At 42.3% G+C, this 15528-nt stretch carries 12 protein-coding genes; 3 read left to right on the top strand and 9 right to left on the bottom strand.

All coding sequences use genetic code 11. The features are described 5' to 3' along the window. Position 1: 1 nt before the first annotated feature. A complete protein-coding gene (proB, locus tag F9Y84_RS09215; protein WP_373865600.1) occupies positions 2-1108 on the bottom strand; it encodes a glutamate 5-kinase in 1107 nt (368 codons plus the stop codon). Positions 1109-1665: 557 nt separating this feature from the next. Here proB and F9Y84_RS09220 point away from each other — a divergent pair. Beyond that, positions 1666-3537, top strand: a complete 1872-nt coding sequence (locus F9Y84_RS09220; RefSeq protein ID WP_147391338.1) for a cation:proton antiporter — start codon at positions 1666-1668, stop codon at positions 3535-3537. 197 nt (positions 3538-3734) lie between these two features. Here the strand turns inward: F9Y84_RS09220 and F9Y84_RS09225 are convergent, their stop codons facing one another. From F9Y84_RS09225 to F9Y84_RS09240, 4 genes are all read right to left on the bottom strand, one after another. Further along, a complete protein-coding gene (locus F9Y84_RS09225; RefSeq protein ID WP_125252089.1) occupies positions 3735-4373 on the bottom strand; it encodes a tetratricopeptide repeat protein in 639 nt (212 codons plus the stop codon). 569 nt (positions 4374-4942) lie between these two features. After that, a complete protein-coding gene (locus tag F9Y84_RS09230) occupies positions 4943-6259 on the bottom strand; it encodes an adenylosuccinate synthase (protein ID WP_125252090.1) in 1317 nt (438 codons plus the stop codon). 340 nt (positions 6260-6599) lie between these two features. Then, on the bottom strand, positions 6600-7652 hold the full coding sequence (recA, locus tag F9Y84_RS09235; RefSeq protein WP_128731631.1) for a recombinase RecA: 1053 nt from the start codon (positions 7650-7652) through the stop codon (positions 6600-6602). Between the two features lie 66 nt (positions 7653-7718). Further along, entirely contained in the window at positions 7719-8210 is a 492-nt protein-coding gene (locus tag F9Y84_RS09240) for a CinA family protein (protein ID WP_147390884.1), read from the bottom strand. A gap of 24 nt (positions 8211-8234) precedes the next feature. On the opposite strand from F9Y84_RS09240, the gene mutS reads away from it, so the two are divergent. Then, complete coding sequence (gene mutS, locus F9Y84_RS09245) at positions 8235-10826, top strand: DNA mismatch repair protein MutS (RefSeq protein ID WP_125252093.1); 2592 nt, start codon at positions 8235-8237, stop codon at positions 10824-10826. A 55-nt stretch (positions 10827-10881) separates the two neighbouring features. Here the strand turns inward: mutS and F9Y84_RS09250 are convergent, their stop codons facing one another. Then, on the bottom strand, positions 10882-12141 hold the full coding sequence (locus tag F9Y84_RS09250; protein ID WP_128731628.1) for an outer membrane protein transport protein: 1260 nt from the start codon (positions 12139-12141) through the stop codon (positions 10882-10884). Between the two features lie 374 nt (positions 12142-12515). Here F9Y84_RS09250 and F9Y84_RS09255 point away from each other — a divergent pair, with 374 nt between their 5' ends. Further along, positions 12516-12833 carry a hypothetical protein gene (locus F9Y84_RS09255; RefSeq protein WP_125252095.1) on the top strand — a complete coding sequence of 106 codons (318 nt, stop codon included), beginning with the start codon at positions 12516-12518 and terminating at the stop codon, positions 12831-12833. Between the two features lie 16 nt (positions 12834-12849). Here the strand turns inward: F9Y84_RS09255 and F9Y84_RS09260 are convergent, their stop codons facing one another. The 3 genes from F9Y84_RS09260 to F9Y84_RS09270 all read right to left on the bottom strand — a co-directional run bounded on the left by F9Y84_RS09260 (position 12850) and on the right by F9Y84_RS09270 (position 15373). Next, entirely contained in the window at positions 12850-14124 is a 1275-nt protein-coding gene (locus F9Y84_RS09260; RefSeq protein WP_147390885.1) for a cyclic di-GMP phosphodiesterase, read from the bottom strand. A gap of 200 nt (positions 14125-14324) precedes the next feature. After that, on the bottom strand, positions 14325-14660 hold the full coding sequence (gene rraB, locus F9Y84_RS09265) for a ribonuclease E inhibitor RraB (RefSeq protein ID WP_125252097.1): 336 nt from the start codon (positions 14658-14660) through the stop codon (positions 14325-14327). Then, positions 14660-15373 (bottom strand): 1-acylglycerol-3-phosphate O-acyltransferase, encoded by a 714-nt coding sequence (locus tag F9Y84_RS09270; RefSeq protein ID WP_176032580.1) that lies wholly within the window; start codon positions 15371-15373, stop codon positions 14660-14662. The genes rraB and F9Y84_RS09270 overlap by 1 nt, the downstream gene beginning before the upstream one ends. Positions 15374-15528 lie beyond the last annotated feature (155 nt).

Consider the following 15528-nt stretch of genomic DNA (forward strand, 5'->3'; position numbering starts at 1 on the left):
CTTAAGACTTCTCCAATAATGCAATATCTTGTTCTGAAATAACGGGCCCAATGCTGTCTTGAATTTTTTCGCTGATCGGACTTTCTTCATGTTCGGTTAAAAAGTTAAGTAGACAACTACTATAGTTGGTCGTTGCTTTCGCGAGACGCTTACCATCTTTGCTACGCACCAGCACGGTATCCCCTACAGAGAATTCTCCTTTCACTTCAGCTATCTCATCACCACTAAGCTGCCCAACAACCTGATTATCACTTTCACCATAATCACTTTCTACAACCAACTCACCTTGTTCGGATGCCGTGTGAGTCATCCAATGTACAGCCTCTTGCATTGGTTTGTCATAAGCGGTGAAAACAGTGCCAGGGTTTTTACCTGCCAGTAGTTGTTCAAAAGTGGTCTCTTCAAAACCATTGACAATATATGTGTCTATACCGTGAGACGTTGCCTTTTCGGCCGCTTCAATTTTTGTTTTCATCCCACCAGTACCTACCTTGCTTGTTGGGCACCCGGCCATGTCGTAGATTTCTTCTGTGATCTCTGTCACCTCTGAAATCAACACTGCATCAGCGTGTAAATTGGGGTTTTTAGTATATAACCCACTGACGTCAGAGCAGATAATCAAGCCATCAGCATCTGCCGCAGCAGCAACCATAGCTGATAGGTTGTCATTATCTCCAACTTTCAAATTATCGGTGGTCACCGTGTCATTTTCATTGATAATAGGCAGTATTCCGTGCTCCAGTAAAGTGAATATTGTTTCACGGATACTGGTATATCGTTCCCTATCACGCAAGTCACCATGAGTTAATAAGATCTGTGCTGACGGAAAGTCGAAGAAACGATCCCATGTCGCCATCATTTCTGTCTGTCCCGCTGCGGCCATTGCTTTTTTAACCGCAATACTTGGATGTTCTGAATTTGGAAATAAGTGTGACCCTGCAGCAACAGAGCCTGAGGAAACCAAGATAACCTCAATACCTCGATCCCGACAGCGCACTATAAATTGCGCGATGCTGAGTAAGTAGCGGGAACGGCAACCATCTTGCTCAGGTGCAATTAATGCACTTCCAATTTTGATAACGATACGCTTTGATTGTTTCATCGACATAAATTCCTGCTTAAATTCACCACTCACTCACACAAGGGTACTCAAATACCTTCTACTAGAAGACAACAGAAAAGCGCAATGCTTCGACCAAAACGGCCAGCAAATAGATAAAACAAACAGACGTGCGACAAACGATGTATATGCTTGATCGCCACACATGCTAAATCCAGACACAACACACAAAGTAGTTGGCTGACATTTCACTAATAGAAGATTGATTGTGACACCAAGTATTTAAACCTCGACGTCGAGCCGTTTTCAGCAGAGGCCACCATGGTTTGGTGCGGCTGAAAAGGCTGTACCGCAATGAATAATTGCGTAATGAGTAGATTTTAAAGATGGCGTAAGCTCGCTCACGCCTTGAGTTTTATTACCTTAACGTAAGCTTAGGTCAGATTGCAACCTTCACACATATTAACTATTTATGACGACTATAAATAAACTTAATAACAGCCTATTTTCAATTATTTACTCACTTTCCCCTCATTCAAACTATGTTATAACTGGATGATGGCTATACTGATAAAAATGTTGGGATATTCCAACTAGGAGAATCTATGTCAGCAATCTACATTGCAGGTATTGCAGTATGTTCTGTAATCGCCCAATGGCTCGCATGGGCCTTTAAGGTTCCTGCTATTTTGTTTTTACTACTGATAGGATTAGCATTAGGTCCTTTTAGTGGAACGCTCGATCCAGATGCCCTGCTAGGTGACTTACTTTTTCCTGTCGTGTCTCTGTCTGTCGCAGTTATTCTCTTTGAAGGGTCGCTTACCCTTCACTTTAAAGAGCTTAAAGGGATCGGTAAAGTCGTTCGAAACCTATGCTCGATTGGTATGCTAGCCACATTCGCGGTGATTGCGACAACCGCAATTCTGGTACTAGAGCTTAACTGGCAAGTTGCAGCTGTACTAGGCGCGGTATTAGTCGTAACCGGCCCAACCGTTATAGCTCCTATGTTAAATGCAATGCGCCCCGATAAAGACATAGATCGTATACTTCGCTGGGAAGGCATTGTTATCGATCCGATCGGTGCTTTGTTTGCAGTATTAGTATTTGAAGCCGTTTCTTTAGTTGGCAATGAAGGGATCTTTAGTCACACACTCTGGGCGCTCATTTCCACCTTGGGTGTAGGAATAAGCATCGGTGTTATCTCTGGTTTTTTAACCAGTTTATTAATTCGTAAGGAATGGCTGCCATTCGAGCTACATAAGTTCGCTATTTTAGCTCTGGTGCTATTTAGCTTTACCATATCAAACCACCTTAGCCACGAGTCAGGTCTACTTGCCGTCACCATTTTCGGTATATGGCTAGCAAACCAAGACGATTTAGAAATAGATTCTGTGTTGGAGTTTAAAGAAGATCTTTCTATGATCCTCATTTCCAGTCTATTTATTTTACTAGCAGCGCGACTCAAGCTCGAAGATTTAATGCTACTGGACACGGATGTGTTCATCTTTTTAGCTGTGGTATTGTTTGTTGCTCGTCCACTATCCATATTTGTATCAACATTTAATACCGACTTACCGATTAAATCTCGTATTTTACTTAGTTGGATAGCCCCACGAGGGATTGTTGCTGCTGCAGTTGGGTCTGTTTTTGCACTTAGTATGACCAAGTCTGAGATTACTGATGCTGATAAAATGGTACCACTTATCTTTACAGTTATTATTATCACCGTTGTATTACAAAGCTTAACCGCAACACCATTTACGCGCCTTTTAGGAGTTCGTCAACCCAAGCCAAACACCTTACTTATTATAGGTGCAAATCATGTTGCGCGAGCTATTGCAAAAGGCTTAAAGGATCAAAATGTTGATGTTTACTTGTCAGATCCAGCTTGGGAAAACTGTAAAATGGCAAGGATGGATGGCTTACCCTGTTACTATGGGAACCCCCAGTCAGAACATGCAGAGCGCTATCTTCCGCTCACCAGTCTCAAATCTGTGTTGGCACTTTCTCCTAATCGTCACCACAATGCACTTGGAGTTCAGTATTTCTCACACTTACTTGGAGAGCAATTTGTTTACTCCCTCAAGTCATCTACCAATCATGCGAAAGCAAACAAAGACAGTGCGACTTTTCTTTCACGTCAGATTTTATTCGGCGACGAAGGTAACTACGCCAAACTCAGTAGTATGATGGCCAAAGGTGGAAAAGTAAGTGTAACTCGGATCTCTGATGAATTTGATTGGGAACAGTATAAAGAGGTTAACTGTGAAGCAATACCTTTGTTTGTGCTAACTGAGCAAAACAAGGATGAAGAACCTTTATTGATCCGCCCATTCACTTCAGAGATGAAGAAACTACCAGAAGAAGGCGATAAGATCATCGCACTGCAGCCACCAAAACTAACGGTGTTAAAGGATCCGAATGTCAGTAAAGAAGGGCAAATTGGTGCAAAGCTGAGTAATCAACAAATTACGTAACTTTAGTGTATACCAATTCTCTTAATTAAGTGGTCTATTTTGAGGTGAGAAAATCTTATCGATAACCTTGCTACCGCGTTCTGCTATTTAGTTGTTCTAAATAAGAAAAATTTAACGACGTTAGCGTCAGATTTACTCCTTCAAATTGAGTAAGAATTAAGTCAAATTGGTATTACTGGGCATACGGATATTACAGCTTATATCGGCAGCCTAGCGCGTTTTACTACGCTGCTAGGCATCTTTTGGGCTAACTGAGCAAGTGCAATTTGAATACGCTTATGCAGTTTTTTATCTGCAACTGCAGAGTGAAATAACCATCGGTAGGCATCTTCATAGTCTCTAGGACTGCCATGGCCATCATTAAATACATCAACAAGGCGTAACTGGGCATTAAGATTTCCGAGCGCAGCCGCCTCTCTCAAGTAAGTCACAGCCATCGCTTTATCCTCTTGCACCAACTGGCCAACATCGTAATAGCGGCCAAGTTGTTCAAGTGCTGCTGCCAGACCTTGCTCAGCGGCTTTTTTCATGTAGTAAAGCCCGAGCTCAACATCACGGTCTACGCATACGGCATAAGCGAGCATATCGCCATAGAGAAATTGATATGATGGTAGGGCCATTATTTCAGCGCGCGCTTCAATATCCCTCACCAACTGACACTCATCTGCTTTTACGCGGGCAAGGTGTTGGTTTTTATTAATAAGCTCAATCAACTCTTGCTGAGTATATAAGGGCACAGCCTCAATAGCTTCTTCAGCAAATGCTTTATTAGGTATTGTAAGACCTAGCGCAACGCCCAGTATTGGTGCCGCAATATAACGGAGTAAGTAGTTCATTGAAAACCCATCAAAGTAACGCTAACTGATATACCAATTCACTTAATTAGGAGCTCTATTTTAAAGCAAGAAAATCTTGTCGATAACACCGCTGCCGCACCCCGCTTGCGCCATAGTACCTACGCTCTACAGGCAAGAAAAAATTTTGCTATTTATACCAATTTTCTTAATTAAGTGGTCTATTTTGAAACGAGAAAATCTTGTCGATAACCAGGCAAAAATTTTGCTATTTAGTTGTTCTAAATAAGAAATTTTTAACGCTGTTAGCGTCAGACTTACTCCTTCAAATTGAGCAAGTATTAAGTCAAATTGGTATTAGTTGCGCTAAACAAAAAATTTAATACAGCTAACGTTAGATTTACGCCTTCAAACTGAGCAAGTGTTAAACCTTATTGGTAATAACTATAGCAGGCTGTAGAGATAACTTTATCACCGCAAAAGCAATTTAATAAATAGTAGCCCAGCAGCCAGCATACATACTAACCTTAATATCGGCAGGAGTAGGAAAACTTGTAGGAAAATAGACACAAAAAAAGCTGCATTTGCAGCTTTTTTAGATTGATAGCAGATTATTCAGTAAACGGGTTACGTACAATCATGGTTTCAACACGGTCAGGACCAGTTGAAATAATATCAATAGGAACGCCTGTAATTTCTTCTAAGCGTTTGATGTAGTTGATAGCAGCTTCAGGTAGCTGCTCAACAGAAGTTGCACCAAAAGTGTTTTCACTCCAACCTGGCATTTCTTCATATACAGGTGTTACTTTTTCATAGCCTTCTGCGGCAAGAGGTGTCACGTTAGTCACCGTGCCATCTTCAAGCTGGTAACCTGTACAGATTTTTACTTTTTCTAAACCATCAAGCACATCTAGTTTAGTTAAGCAGAATCCGCTGATGCTGTTAATTTGCACAGCACGACGCATTGCTACTGCATCAAACCAACCTGTGCGACGGAGACGACCAGTTGTTGCACCAAACTCGTTGCCTTTCTCGCCTAGATGTCTGCCAACTGGGTCTTGCTTATCTTGGCCGTCGTAAAGCTCTGTAGGGAAAGGACCTGAACCAACACGAGTTGTATAAGCTTTAACAATACCTAAAACGTAATCTAAGTGTAGAGGACCGAAGCCCGCACCAGTTGCAACGCCACCAGCTGTCGTATTTGAAGAGGTTACATACGGATAAGTACCATGGTCGATATCAAGCAATGTACCTTGCGCACCTTCAAATAGAATATGGTCGCCGGCGTTGCGTGCTTGATCAAGTAATTCAGTAACGTCAACAATCATTGACTTAAGTACTTTTGCAACTTCCATTGCATCATCATATGTCTTCTGGAAGTCAACTGGATCTACTTTGTAGTAATTGACCAAAGCAAAGTTATGGAACTCTAGTACTTCTTTTAGTTTCGCTGCAAATTGCTCTGGGTTGAAAAGGTCACCAACACGTAGGCCGCGACGTGCAACTTTATCTTCGTATGCAGGACCGATACCACGACCGGTTGTACCAATGGCTTTTTCACCACGTGCAAGTTCACGCGCTTGGTCTAGTGCAACGTGGTAAGGCAAGATTAAAGGACACGCTTCGCTGATCAATAGACGCTCGCGTACAGGAACACCACGCTCTTCAAGCATATGGATTTCTTTCATTAATGCGTCTGGTGCAAGTACCACACCGTTACCAATCACACATTTAACGTCTTCACGTAAAACACCCGATGGGATCAAGTGTAATACTGTTTTTTCACCGTTAATTACTAGTGTGTGGCCCGCGTTGTGCCCGCCCTGATAGCGAACAACTAAAGAAGCCTTATCTGTAAGTAGGTCAACTACTTTACCTTTACCTTCGTCACCCCACTGGGTGCCCAATACAACGACGTTTTTACCCATTGCAAATTCACTTAGAAAAAATTAGGCGCAGATTTTACCAGAAAACCATAGTTGAGATCATCCCAATTTGCCTAATTTTTCTGCTTTCATTGATATTCATTATTTCTCATGTCTCTCTAAAGAATATAACTCATTGAAAAGGCGGCTGAATAGGCACAAGTAAAGATGGCTAATAAATTTTTATATCAAAATTCGTAATCCATTCGAATTAATCGATAACTATCTCCTTGTTATCAAAAGTAAACTTATCGTAAAACGCAAAAAGCCCGACATCTGATGTCGGGCTTTCCTACCATAGTCACTACAGCCAATAAGCACATGTTGCTATTGGCTAATTAGGTTATAGCTCTAAATCGTCCTCAGCTTCTGCAAGATCTTTGCCTTCTGCATCTTCAGGAATGGTAGCTTGTGCTAGTAGCATTTCTCTCAGCTTGCCTTCAATTTCATTGGCAATCTCAACGTTTTCTTTTAAGAACTTAATTGAGTTAGCTTTACCTTGACCAATCTTATTGCCCTTGTAGCTAAACCATGCACCTGCTTTATCAACGAGCTTATGTTTAACCCCAAGGTCGATCAGCTCACCTTGCTTAGAGGTACCTTCACCATACATGATGATAAACTCAGCTTGTTTAAATGGTGGTGCCACTTTGTTCTTAACAACTTTAACACGTGTTTCGTTACCAACGACTTCGTCACCTTCTTTTACCGAACCAATACGACGAATATCTAAACGAACTGAAGCGTAAAACTTAAGTGCGTTACCACCTGTTGTTGTCTCTGGGTTACCAAACATTACACCAATTTTCATACGAATTTGGTTAATGAAAACACATAGTGTGTTTGAACGCTTGATGTTAGCTGTAAGCTTACGCAGCGCCTGTGACATTAGACGAGCTTGCAGACCTACGTGCGAGTCACCCATGTCACCTTCAATTTCTGCTTTTGGTGTTAGCGCCGCTACTGAGTCAACAATAACCACATCAACTGCACCAGAACGTACTAGCATGTCACAGATTTCAAGCGCTTGTTCACCAGTATCTGGCTGCGACACTAAAAGCTCATCAACATTTACACCAAGCTTTTCTGCATAAATTGGGTCAAGTGCATGTTCCGCATCAACGAAAGCACAGGTTTTACCTAGCTTTTGCGCTTCGGCAATCGCTTGTAATGTGAGCGTTGTTTTACCTGATGATTCTGGACCATAGATTTCAACAATACGACCTGTTGGTAAGCCACCAATACCAAGCGCAATATCTAGACCTAGTGAACCAGTTGAGATGGCTTCAATATCTAGTGCCTTGTTCTCACCTAGCTTCATAATTGAGCCTTTACCAAACTGACGCTCAATTTGTGATAGTGCTGCGTCTAGTGCTTTTTGCTTGTTATCGTTCATTTGCTTCTCCAATTCAGCCTAATGACACCTAGTATACTGTATGAAATTACAGTATCAAGTATAATTTTATGAATTTACTATCATCATGGTCTTTTTCAAAGCAAATTCAATGGCTTGCAACCTAACACTTGCTCTATCACCAGCAAAAATTTGATGAAAAGCAAGTACCTGTGTCGCATTTGCAACGGCAAACCACACGGTGCCAACGGGTTTATCAACACTGCCACCCGATGGTCCTGCAATGCCTGATACCGCAATAGCAACTTGGGCATTCGCAGCGCACTGAGCACCTTGCGCCATTTCTAACACGGTTTGTTCACTCACGGCACCATATTGATCTAGTGTCTGTTGTGATACACCTAATAATTCATGTTTAGCTTGATTACTATAAGTAACAAAACATCGTTCAATATAAGCAGAACTCCCGGGGGTATCTGTTAATGCGTAACTTACCCCACCACCTGTACATGATTCTGCGGTAGTGATTGTTACGCCTTTATTCGTTAGAATAGCGCCCAATTGTGCCGCATATTCGGCTATCTCTTTGTAGTGCTCCATAGGAAAACCTTTTAGGTATCAACAATGTCGTCAGATCTTTATTCAGAACACACTATAAACCAACAAACCCCAATGATGCAGCAATACCTGAGAATAAAAGCTCAGCATCAAGAAATTTTGCTGTTCTATCGCATGGGAGACTTTTACGAACTCTTTTTTGACGATGCCATTAGAGCAGCACAGCTTTTAGATATTTCACAAACATATCGTGGTAAAGCCGGTGGCAACCCAATTCCTATGGCTGGCGTTCCTTATCATGCGGTAGAAAATTATCTAGCACGCTTGGTACAGCTTGGTGAATCAGTAGCTATCTGCGAGCAAGTAGGCGATCCTGCGACAAGTAAAGGCCCTGTTGAGCGAAAAGTCGTGCGTATTGTTACACCAGGAACAGTAACAGACGAAGCTCTACTGCAAGAACGCCAAGATAATTTGTTAGCCGCGGTCTATCAACATCCAAAACAATTAGGCTATGGCGTCGCTTATTTAGATATAAACTCGGGTAGCTTTAACATTGTTGAGCTAAAAACGGATGAAGCATTGAGTTCAACACTACAGCGTCTACAACCTGCGGAGTTGCTGTATCCAGAATCGTTTCAAAATCTTTTAGTGCTTGAATCTATAAAAGGTAGCCGCCGCCGCCCTGATTGGGAGTTTGATTTAGATACTGCTAGACATTTACTTTGCCAACAATTCGAAACACGCGACTTAGTTGGTTTTGGTGTTGAAAAAGCAGAAATGGGGCTTATCGCAGCGGGCTGCGTCATGCAGTATGTAAAAGATACACAGCGCACAGCACTCCCCCATATTCGAGCCATTACGCTCGAAAAAAATGAGCATGCAGTGATCTTAGATGCTGCAACACGTAAAAACTTAGAGTTGACGGTCAATTTATCTGGTGGAGTTGAAAATACCCTTGCCCAGATATTAGATAAGTCCTCAACAGCAATGGGCTCGCGACTATTAAAACGTCGGATCCACACCCCAGTGCGTCAGCGCCAAGAACTACATTCTCGCCTGAATGCCATCGCCTGCCTGATAGAACAGCAGCTATGTATGGAAGTCTATGATGCACTGAAGCAAATTGGTGATATAGAGCGAGTTGTTGCTCGCCTTGCACTCTATACTGCCCGACCAAGAGATCTAACCAGACTGAGAAATGCACTGCAAGCGCTGCCACCTCTGCACGATATTTTACATGATGCTAAAGATCCCCGTATTCAATCCATTATTAACCAGTCACCGGTATTGCCTAAATTACAGGATTTATTAGAACGTGCCGTTATTGATAATCCCCCCGTACTGATCCGTGATGGTGGTGTAATCGCAGAAGGCTACCACGCAGAATTAGATGAGCTCCGCGCACTGAGCGCAGGAGCAACCGATGTGTTAGAAAAGCTCGAAGAGCGTGAGCGTGAACGCACAGGAATATCAACGCTCAAAATTGGCTACAACCGAGTCCATGGCTTTTACATTGAGATCAGCCGTGCCAATTCACATTTAGTACCAGCAGAATACATTCGCAGACAAACGCTGAAGAATAATGAGCGCTACATTATTCCTGAATTGAAAGAACATGAAGACAAAGTACTTGGTAGCCAGTCAAAAGCACTTGCGCTTGAGAAGCGTCTTTATGAAGAATTGTTTGAACTGATTGCGCCATACATTGAGCAGTTACAAGTAATGGCCGCAGCACTTGCAGATTTAGATGTGTTAAATACCTTAGCAGAACGTGCGCAAACACTCGATTATTGCAAGCCGACTCTAACCGAAGGAACAGAAATCGACTTGCTCGATGGCCGCCACCCAGTTGTTGAACAGGTTAGTAAAGAGCCCTTTATTGCCAACCCAGTTAAGTTAAATGATGAGCGTAAAATGCTCATTATCACCGGGCCCAATATGGGAGGTAAATCGACTTACATGCGTCAAACTGCGCTGATTGTGTTGATGGCGCATATAGGTAGCTATGTACCTGCAAGTGCTGCCACTATCGGTTTGGTCGACCGTATCTTTACTCGAATTGGAGCCAGCGATGATCTTGCTTCAGGGCGCTCAACCTTTATGGTTGAAATGACTGAAACGGCCACCATTTTGAATAATGCTACGGCACAGTCATTGGTATTGATGGATGAAATAGGTCGTGGCACCAGTACTTATGACGGTTTATCTTTGGCCTATGCCACAGCAGATTATCTTGCAAGCAAAATAGCAGCCAAAACACTTTTTGCCACTCACTATTTCGAACTTACTGAACTGGCAGAGCAACAAGCAGGTCTGGTCAATGTGCATCTTGATGCCATTGAACATAATGATACTATCGCCTTCAAACATACCGTCATGGAAGGTGCAGCAAGTAAGAGCTTTGGTTTACAAGTTGCGAGCCTTGCTGGGGTGCCAAAAGCGGTGATCAAAATGGCTAAGCAAAAACTCGCTTTATTGGAGCAGCATCAAAGTGTGGTTGGTGAACAAACGAGTACCACACAAGCACCAATACAACAAAATCTCATGTTGGCCAACGAACCGTCTGAGGTAGAGGCACTGCTCGCAGATACCGATCCAGATGAGATGACACCGAAGCAAGCACATGCTTTACTATACCAACTTAAGTCCATGCTTTAATTAATAAAAAAGCGGCCAACGAGCCGCTTTTTTGTGTTCTAAAATAATGTTGCGATTAGAACGTGTGGTTATACTGAAGACCAAATACCATCGCATGACCTTTTGAGCGGAAGCCCCACTGGCTTTGTGCTTTGTCAGTCTCGATAAAGTTCTGTGTCTTACCTCTTAGCAAGCTAATGCCGAAGTCAAGAGTTGCTTGATTTGGTAACGTGTATTCAGCACCAAAAGAGTACCAAGTACGGTCTGTATCTGGGATTGAAATCGACAATAAGTTTTCATCCGCTGGCGACTCATCATAAGCCATACCCGCACGTAACTTAACATAGTCATTTAGCTGGTAATCTGCACCAAATGCAAAACGTAGCGAGTTCGAGAAGTTTTCTTCTTTTGTGAATGCTGATTTAGAAGTACCGATGATAGCTTGTAGCTCATCAAAGCTGCTCCATCCTGTCCACAATACGCTGTAGTGTACAGAGGTTGCCGCATTTAACTTATGTGAACCAGAAATTTCAGCGATTGCAGGTAGTGTGATATCGACATAGCCTGGAACAGACGCATTACTCGTTCCACCCAAGGTTACTGGTAACGCGCTGCGGAAGTGACCATCAAAAGTGATGTCTGTTTCGCTACGGTAGTGGAAACCAAGACGGTTGTTTTCATCGATTTGATAAGCAACACCTACGTTCCAACCAAAGCCTGTATCGTCGCCTTCAAGATGTACCGCTTCAAGGCTTGCCGGTTGACCTAAGTTATTCGCACCTAAGTTACGGATAATTTTTGCATCGGCATAGACATGATTCACACCTAATGCAACACTCCACTGCTCGTCTACCTGATATGAAGCTGAAATACCGGCATTCACAGTCACAATTTCAGTTTCACCGGCGATTTGACCGGCAACATAATCTTCATCAAACTCTGTCGCTAAGCCAAACTGCGAGTATACACCTGCACCGATGGACCACTTGTCGTTATACTTGTGAGTGGCATAAACCGCTGGAATAACTGCGCTTGGTGCGATGCTATTGTCATTTAGTGCTACAGCTGGAACACCATTGTTTGTACTCGTCCCTGTTAGGCTTACATCAGGCTGTACGTACATAGCCGCCACAGAAAGCTGAGTACCAGATAACTGCCCCATTAGCGCTGGGTTACGGGCAACAACTGAGGCATCATCAGCCACAGAAGCCTCACCGGCATAAGCACGGCCAAGTCCAGATACATTTTGCTCAGCTAGCTGAAAAGCAGCTGCTAATGCCTGCGAAGACGATAAAATCGCACCCGAGGCTATAAGACCTAATAATACTTTGTTCATTCTCTGATCCCCTGTGTAATTATCACTGACATGCCAATGACTAAAAAACTACGCTTTATGAACATCTAGCTGAGTTACACCAGCTCATTGAGTGAGCTCAGACACTTAGCTATTGTCACTTTACAAATAGGTTGAATATTAAATTCCAGACACCCTACCTAAAAGCTGACTAGAAATCTCCTTTTTTGCGACTTTTTGGAGATTAAGTGAACATTTAACGTACAAATTACGCACTTTACATACTCATCGGATGAGCAAAACCACACAAATGATAATAGTTATTAATATCATTGACGGCTTTGCGACTCTTATATAAACTCTTGGGTCTAAGTGTGAATTCATTTTTGAATGGCTACCCTAGCAAGGAGAACATCATGTCAATAGCATTACTACTTTTCGCTTTAGCATTTTGTGGTATTAGTGTTTATTGTCTTTGTAAAGCAAACTATTGTGCTTGTCGCCATGCTGGAGAGTGCGATAATCCTGTGAGCCAATTCTGGCTAGGCTCGATTGTTGCGGCGTTACTTTCTTTGCTACTCAGTTGTTCAGCATTACATTCGGAAAAGGGAACTTTGTTGTGGATCCTGATGATGGCAAGTTGTATGACAGGGGCGTTACTTTCAGCAAGGTGGCAGAACCTTAAACGACGTTGTAAAAATGCCTTTTCTCCCGCTGCACACTCAAAACCCTAAAAAACCTGAACTTTGGTTAAATAAGCAGTTGATCTCTTAACAAACGAGAAAGATTGATTTGGTAATCTAATGGCCGCACACTGGCAATCACTTTAATATCAGACCCACTTAGATCTACATCTTTGGCGGTCACATGATGCAAGTGCTTGGTATTATAAAATACCCGAACCAAGGGTGCGGTTGGCGCATGTTTATTCCCTTCAAGCACCAGCCCCAAACGTTCGTTTGTTAGCTTTACAATAGTACCTACGGGATGCACCCCCATACACTTTATAAAACGTTGTACAAGGATTGGATCAAATTGTGCTTTACTTGATAACAAAAAGCGCAGTGCGTTAATCGGTTCATCAGCTTCTTTGTGATACTGATCCGAGGTAATAGCATCGTATACATCAACAATCGCCATCATCCTCGCCGCAGTACTCAGTGCATCCCCCTTAATTCCGCGAGGATACCCAGTACCGTCTAACCGCTCGTGATGATTTATAATCATATCTAGCATGATAGGGGTTATCCCAGCTTCCCCTTTACTGAGTCCTAACGACTGTGCGACGTGTTTTTTCACCGCCTTGTACTCAAGCTCTGTAAAGTGACCTGGTTTATTAATTAACCCTTGTGGCAACTTCGCATGACCAATATCATGCAACATCGCTCCTGTGGCTAACTGTTCAATAATATGGGGCTGTAAGCCTAGGTGTTTTCCAAATACCGTGATCAAAATGGCACAGTTAGTCATATGACGCCAGTTATAGCCATCTTTGTCTTTGATCCGAGTTAAGATCGCCATAGCATTCGTGTTACGTAGCACCGAGGCGACAATATCTTTGCTCACTTCGTTAATCAGCGTCATGTCAACTTTCAAGCCTGAGGTAACATCACCATACAAGCTTTGGATCTTACGATTGTTGTTTTCAAACTTCTGCATTGCAACAGCAAATTCTTGCTGTAATGTTTGCTCTTTAGTTTGTACCTTTCGCTTACTTTTGGGCTTGCTACGCGCTGTCGATAAATTGCCCTCAATTCCCTGCTTGGGTTTCGTCTCGGGTTCATCTTCAGTTGTTTGAGGGGCTGGCTCTTGTGGTTTTTGATACTTTTGCGGTATGGGAATATCACTTTGTGTAAAGTCTATCGTTAGCTCAAGTACCCCCTTGTCTATGAGCTTTTGAATGATCGATTCATCTCTAACCATTCCCCGCGATTTAATCTTAACACCCGCGTCAGATCTATGCTTGTGAACACTATCTACAAACATACCGGGTTTAAGATCTTCAATAGGGAGAATAATCTGCATGGATCATTTACACTGCGAGTTAGCCAATCAATATTAATACCATTGAATTAGATAAAACACCATCAATTCAGAATAAATTCACACTAATGTATGGATAAATTGCAAGCATTAAGAAAATCAATGTGAGCAGGTTTTGTACAAAGAGACAATAACATAATCAGACGGGTGAAAAGCCCTGCAAGCAGGGCTAGAGGCAGTGACTACTCTTGGAAATAAGTTCCCCAACCGTCATATTCAACACCTGTATCCATTGCAACCTTTTCAAGCTTTTCCACATCTTCCATAATTACATCAGTGTCAAGCTCAGCTTCTACAACAACATCAAAGCCCCAAATTTTACCACCGTCTTCTAGCTCAAGCTCAGCAGGCTCTTCAACATCATAACCAAGCTTAAACGCAGCTAATGCTGCAGCTTCTAGTTTGTCGAAGTCTTCACATACAAAATGATGTTCAACCTCGTATAAAGTCTCAGGGTTTGAGCCATCTTCTAGCAATGAAGAAACGATGTCTTCACTTATTTCACGCCAGTTTTCCATTATTTCAATCTCGCTTTTGCATCTAGTTCAGCTATTCTTTGTGCCATTTTAGCATGGATCCGTACCGCATGATCCCTTGCAGGAATTTCTGGGTCTAAATACTCAGGCTCAAGCATATCTATATATACTTTCCCGTTGTTCCAACGGTTTAACTTTATTTGTTCGTGTGTAGAGCTCATACATACTGGGATAATCGGCACATTGGCGCTTATTGCAGTATGAAAAGCGCCTGTCTTAAATGGTAACAACCCTCGTCCATAACTTCTCGTCCCTTCAGGAAACATCCAAACAGATAGCTTAGATTCAGTGATCTTTTTAGCTGACTTTGAAAGAGTCCCAAGCGCCTTTGAGCGATTACTTCTATCAATTAAAATATTGCCTGATAACCAATACATTTGGCCAAAGAAAGGGATCCACTTTAAGCTTTTTTTGCCCATGCTCACCGTGTTTTGAGGCACAATGGCAGGTAAAGTAAACAAATCATAGTTATTTTGATGATTTGCGATGTACATTGCAGGCACTACATCTTTGGCTTTTTTATGCCTTGTTATAACCAGTTCAACCCCAATAAATCGAGACATGTAGCCATACCACCTTGCAATTGTATGGACATTGTTGGCATGAAATGGGCGTACAATACACAATAGCAATCCTACAATACCGCTAGTAATGATAAATATTGCTAATAGAAGAATTCGTATAATGGCAATCAATTTAACCACTCCAGAACTAAAATCTGGCGCATTATAGTAAAATTAGCGAACACTTGTAAGCTCAAAGAAGTGATAGTTTAAAGAATGCGAGAAGCTTGAGAGAATATGCCAGTTAACGCATTGATTTAAAATTAAAAATAAAATGCCGCTAGGAC

The sequence above is a fragment of the Pseudoalteromonas peptidolytica genome (genome assembly GCF_012641745.1).
GTDB classification, from domain to species: Bacteria; Pseudomonadota; Gammaproteobacteria; order Enterobacterales; family Alteromonadaceae; genus Pseudoalteromonas; species Pseudoalteromonas peptidolytica.

Excerpts from the sequence above, each read along its gene's own strand:
- proB (WP_373865600.1), bottom strand. The coding sequence starts at position 1,108 with ATGTCGATGAAACAATCAAAGCGTATCGTTATCAAAATTGGAAGTGCA.
- mutS (WP_125252093.1), top strand. The coding sequence starts at position 8,235 with ATGTCGTCAGATCTTTATTCAGAACACACTATAAACCAACAAACCCCA.
- F9Y84_RS09240 (WP_147390884.1), bottom strand. The coding sequence starts at position 8,210 with ATGGAGCACTACAAAGAGATAGCCGAATATGCGGCACAATTGGGCGCT.
- F9Y84_RS09225 (WP_125252089.1), bottom strand. The coding sequence starts at position 4,373 with ATGAACTACTTACTCCGTTATATTGCGGCACCAATACTGGGCGTTGCG.
- recA (WP_128731631.1), bottom strand. The coding sequence starts at position 7,652 with ATGAACGATAACAAGCAAAAAGCACTAGACGCAGCACTATCACAAATT.
- F9Y84_RS09260 (WP_147390885.1), bottom strand. The coding sequence starts at position 14,124 with ATGCAGATTATTCTCCCTATTGAAGATCTTAAACCCGGTATGTTTGTA.
- F9Y84_RS09250 (WP_128731628.1), bottom strand. The coding sequence starts at position 12,141 with ATGAACAAAGTATTATTAGGTCTTATAGCCTCGGGTGCGATTTTATCG.
- rraB (WP_125252097.1), bottom strand. The coding sequence starts at position 14,660 with ATGGAAAACTGGCGTGAAATAAGTGAAGACATCGTTTCTTCATTGCTA.
- F9Y84_RS09220 (WP_147391338.1), top strand. The coding sequence starts at position 1,666 with ATGTCAGCAATCTACATTGCAGGTATTGCAGTATGTTCTGTAATCGCC.
- F9Y84_RS09255 (WP_125252095.1), top strand. The coding sequence starts at position 12,516 with ATGTCAATAGCATTACTACTTTTCGCTTTAGCATTTTGTGGTATTAGT.
- F9Y84_RS09230 (WP_125252090.1), bottom strand. The coding sequence starts at position 6,259 with ATGGGTAAAAACGTCGTTGTATTGGGCACCCAGTGGGGTGACGAAGGT.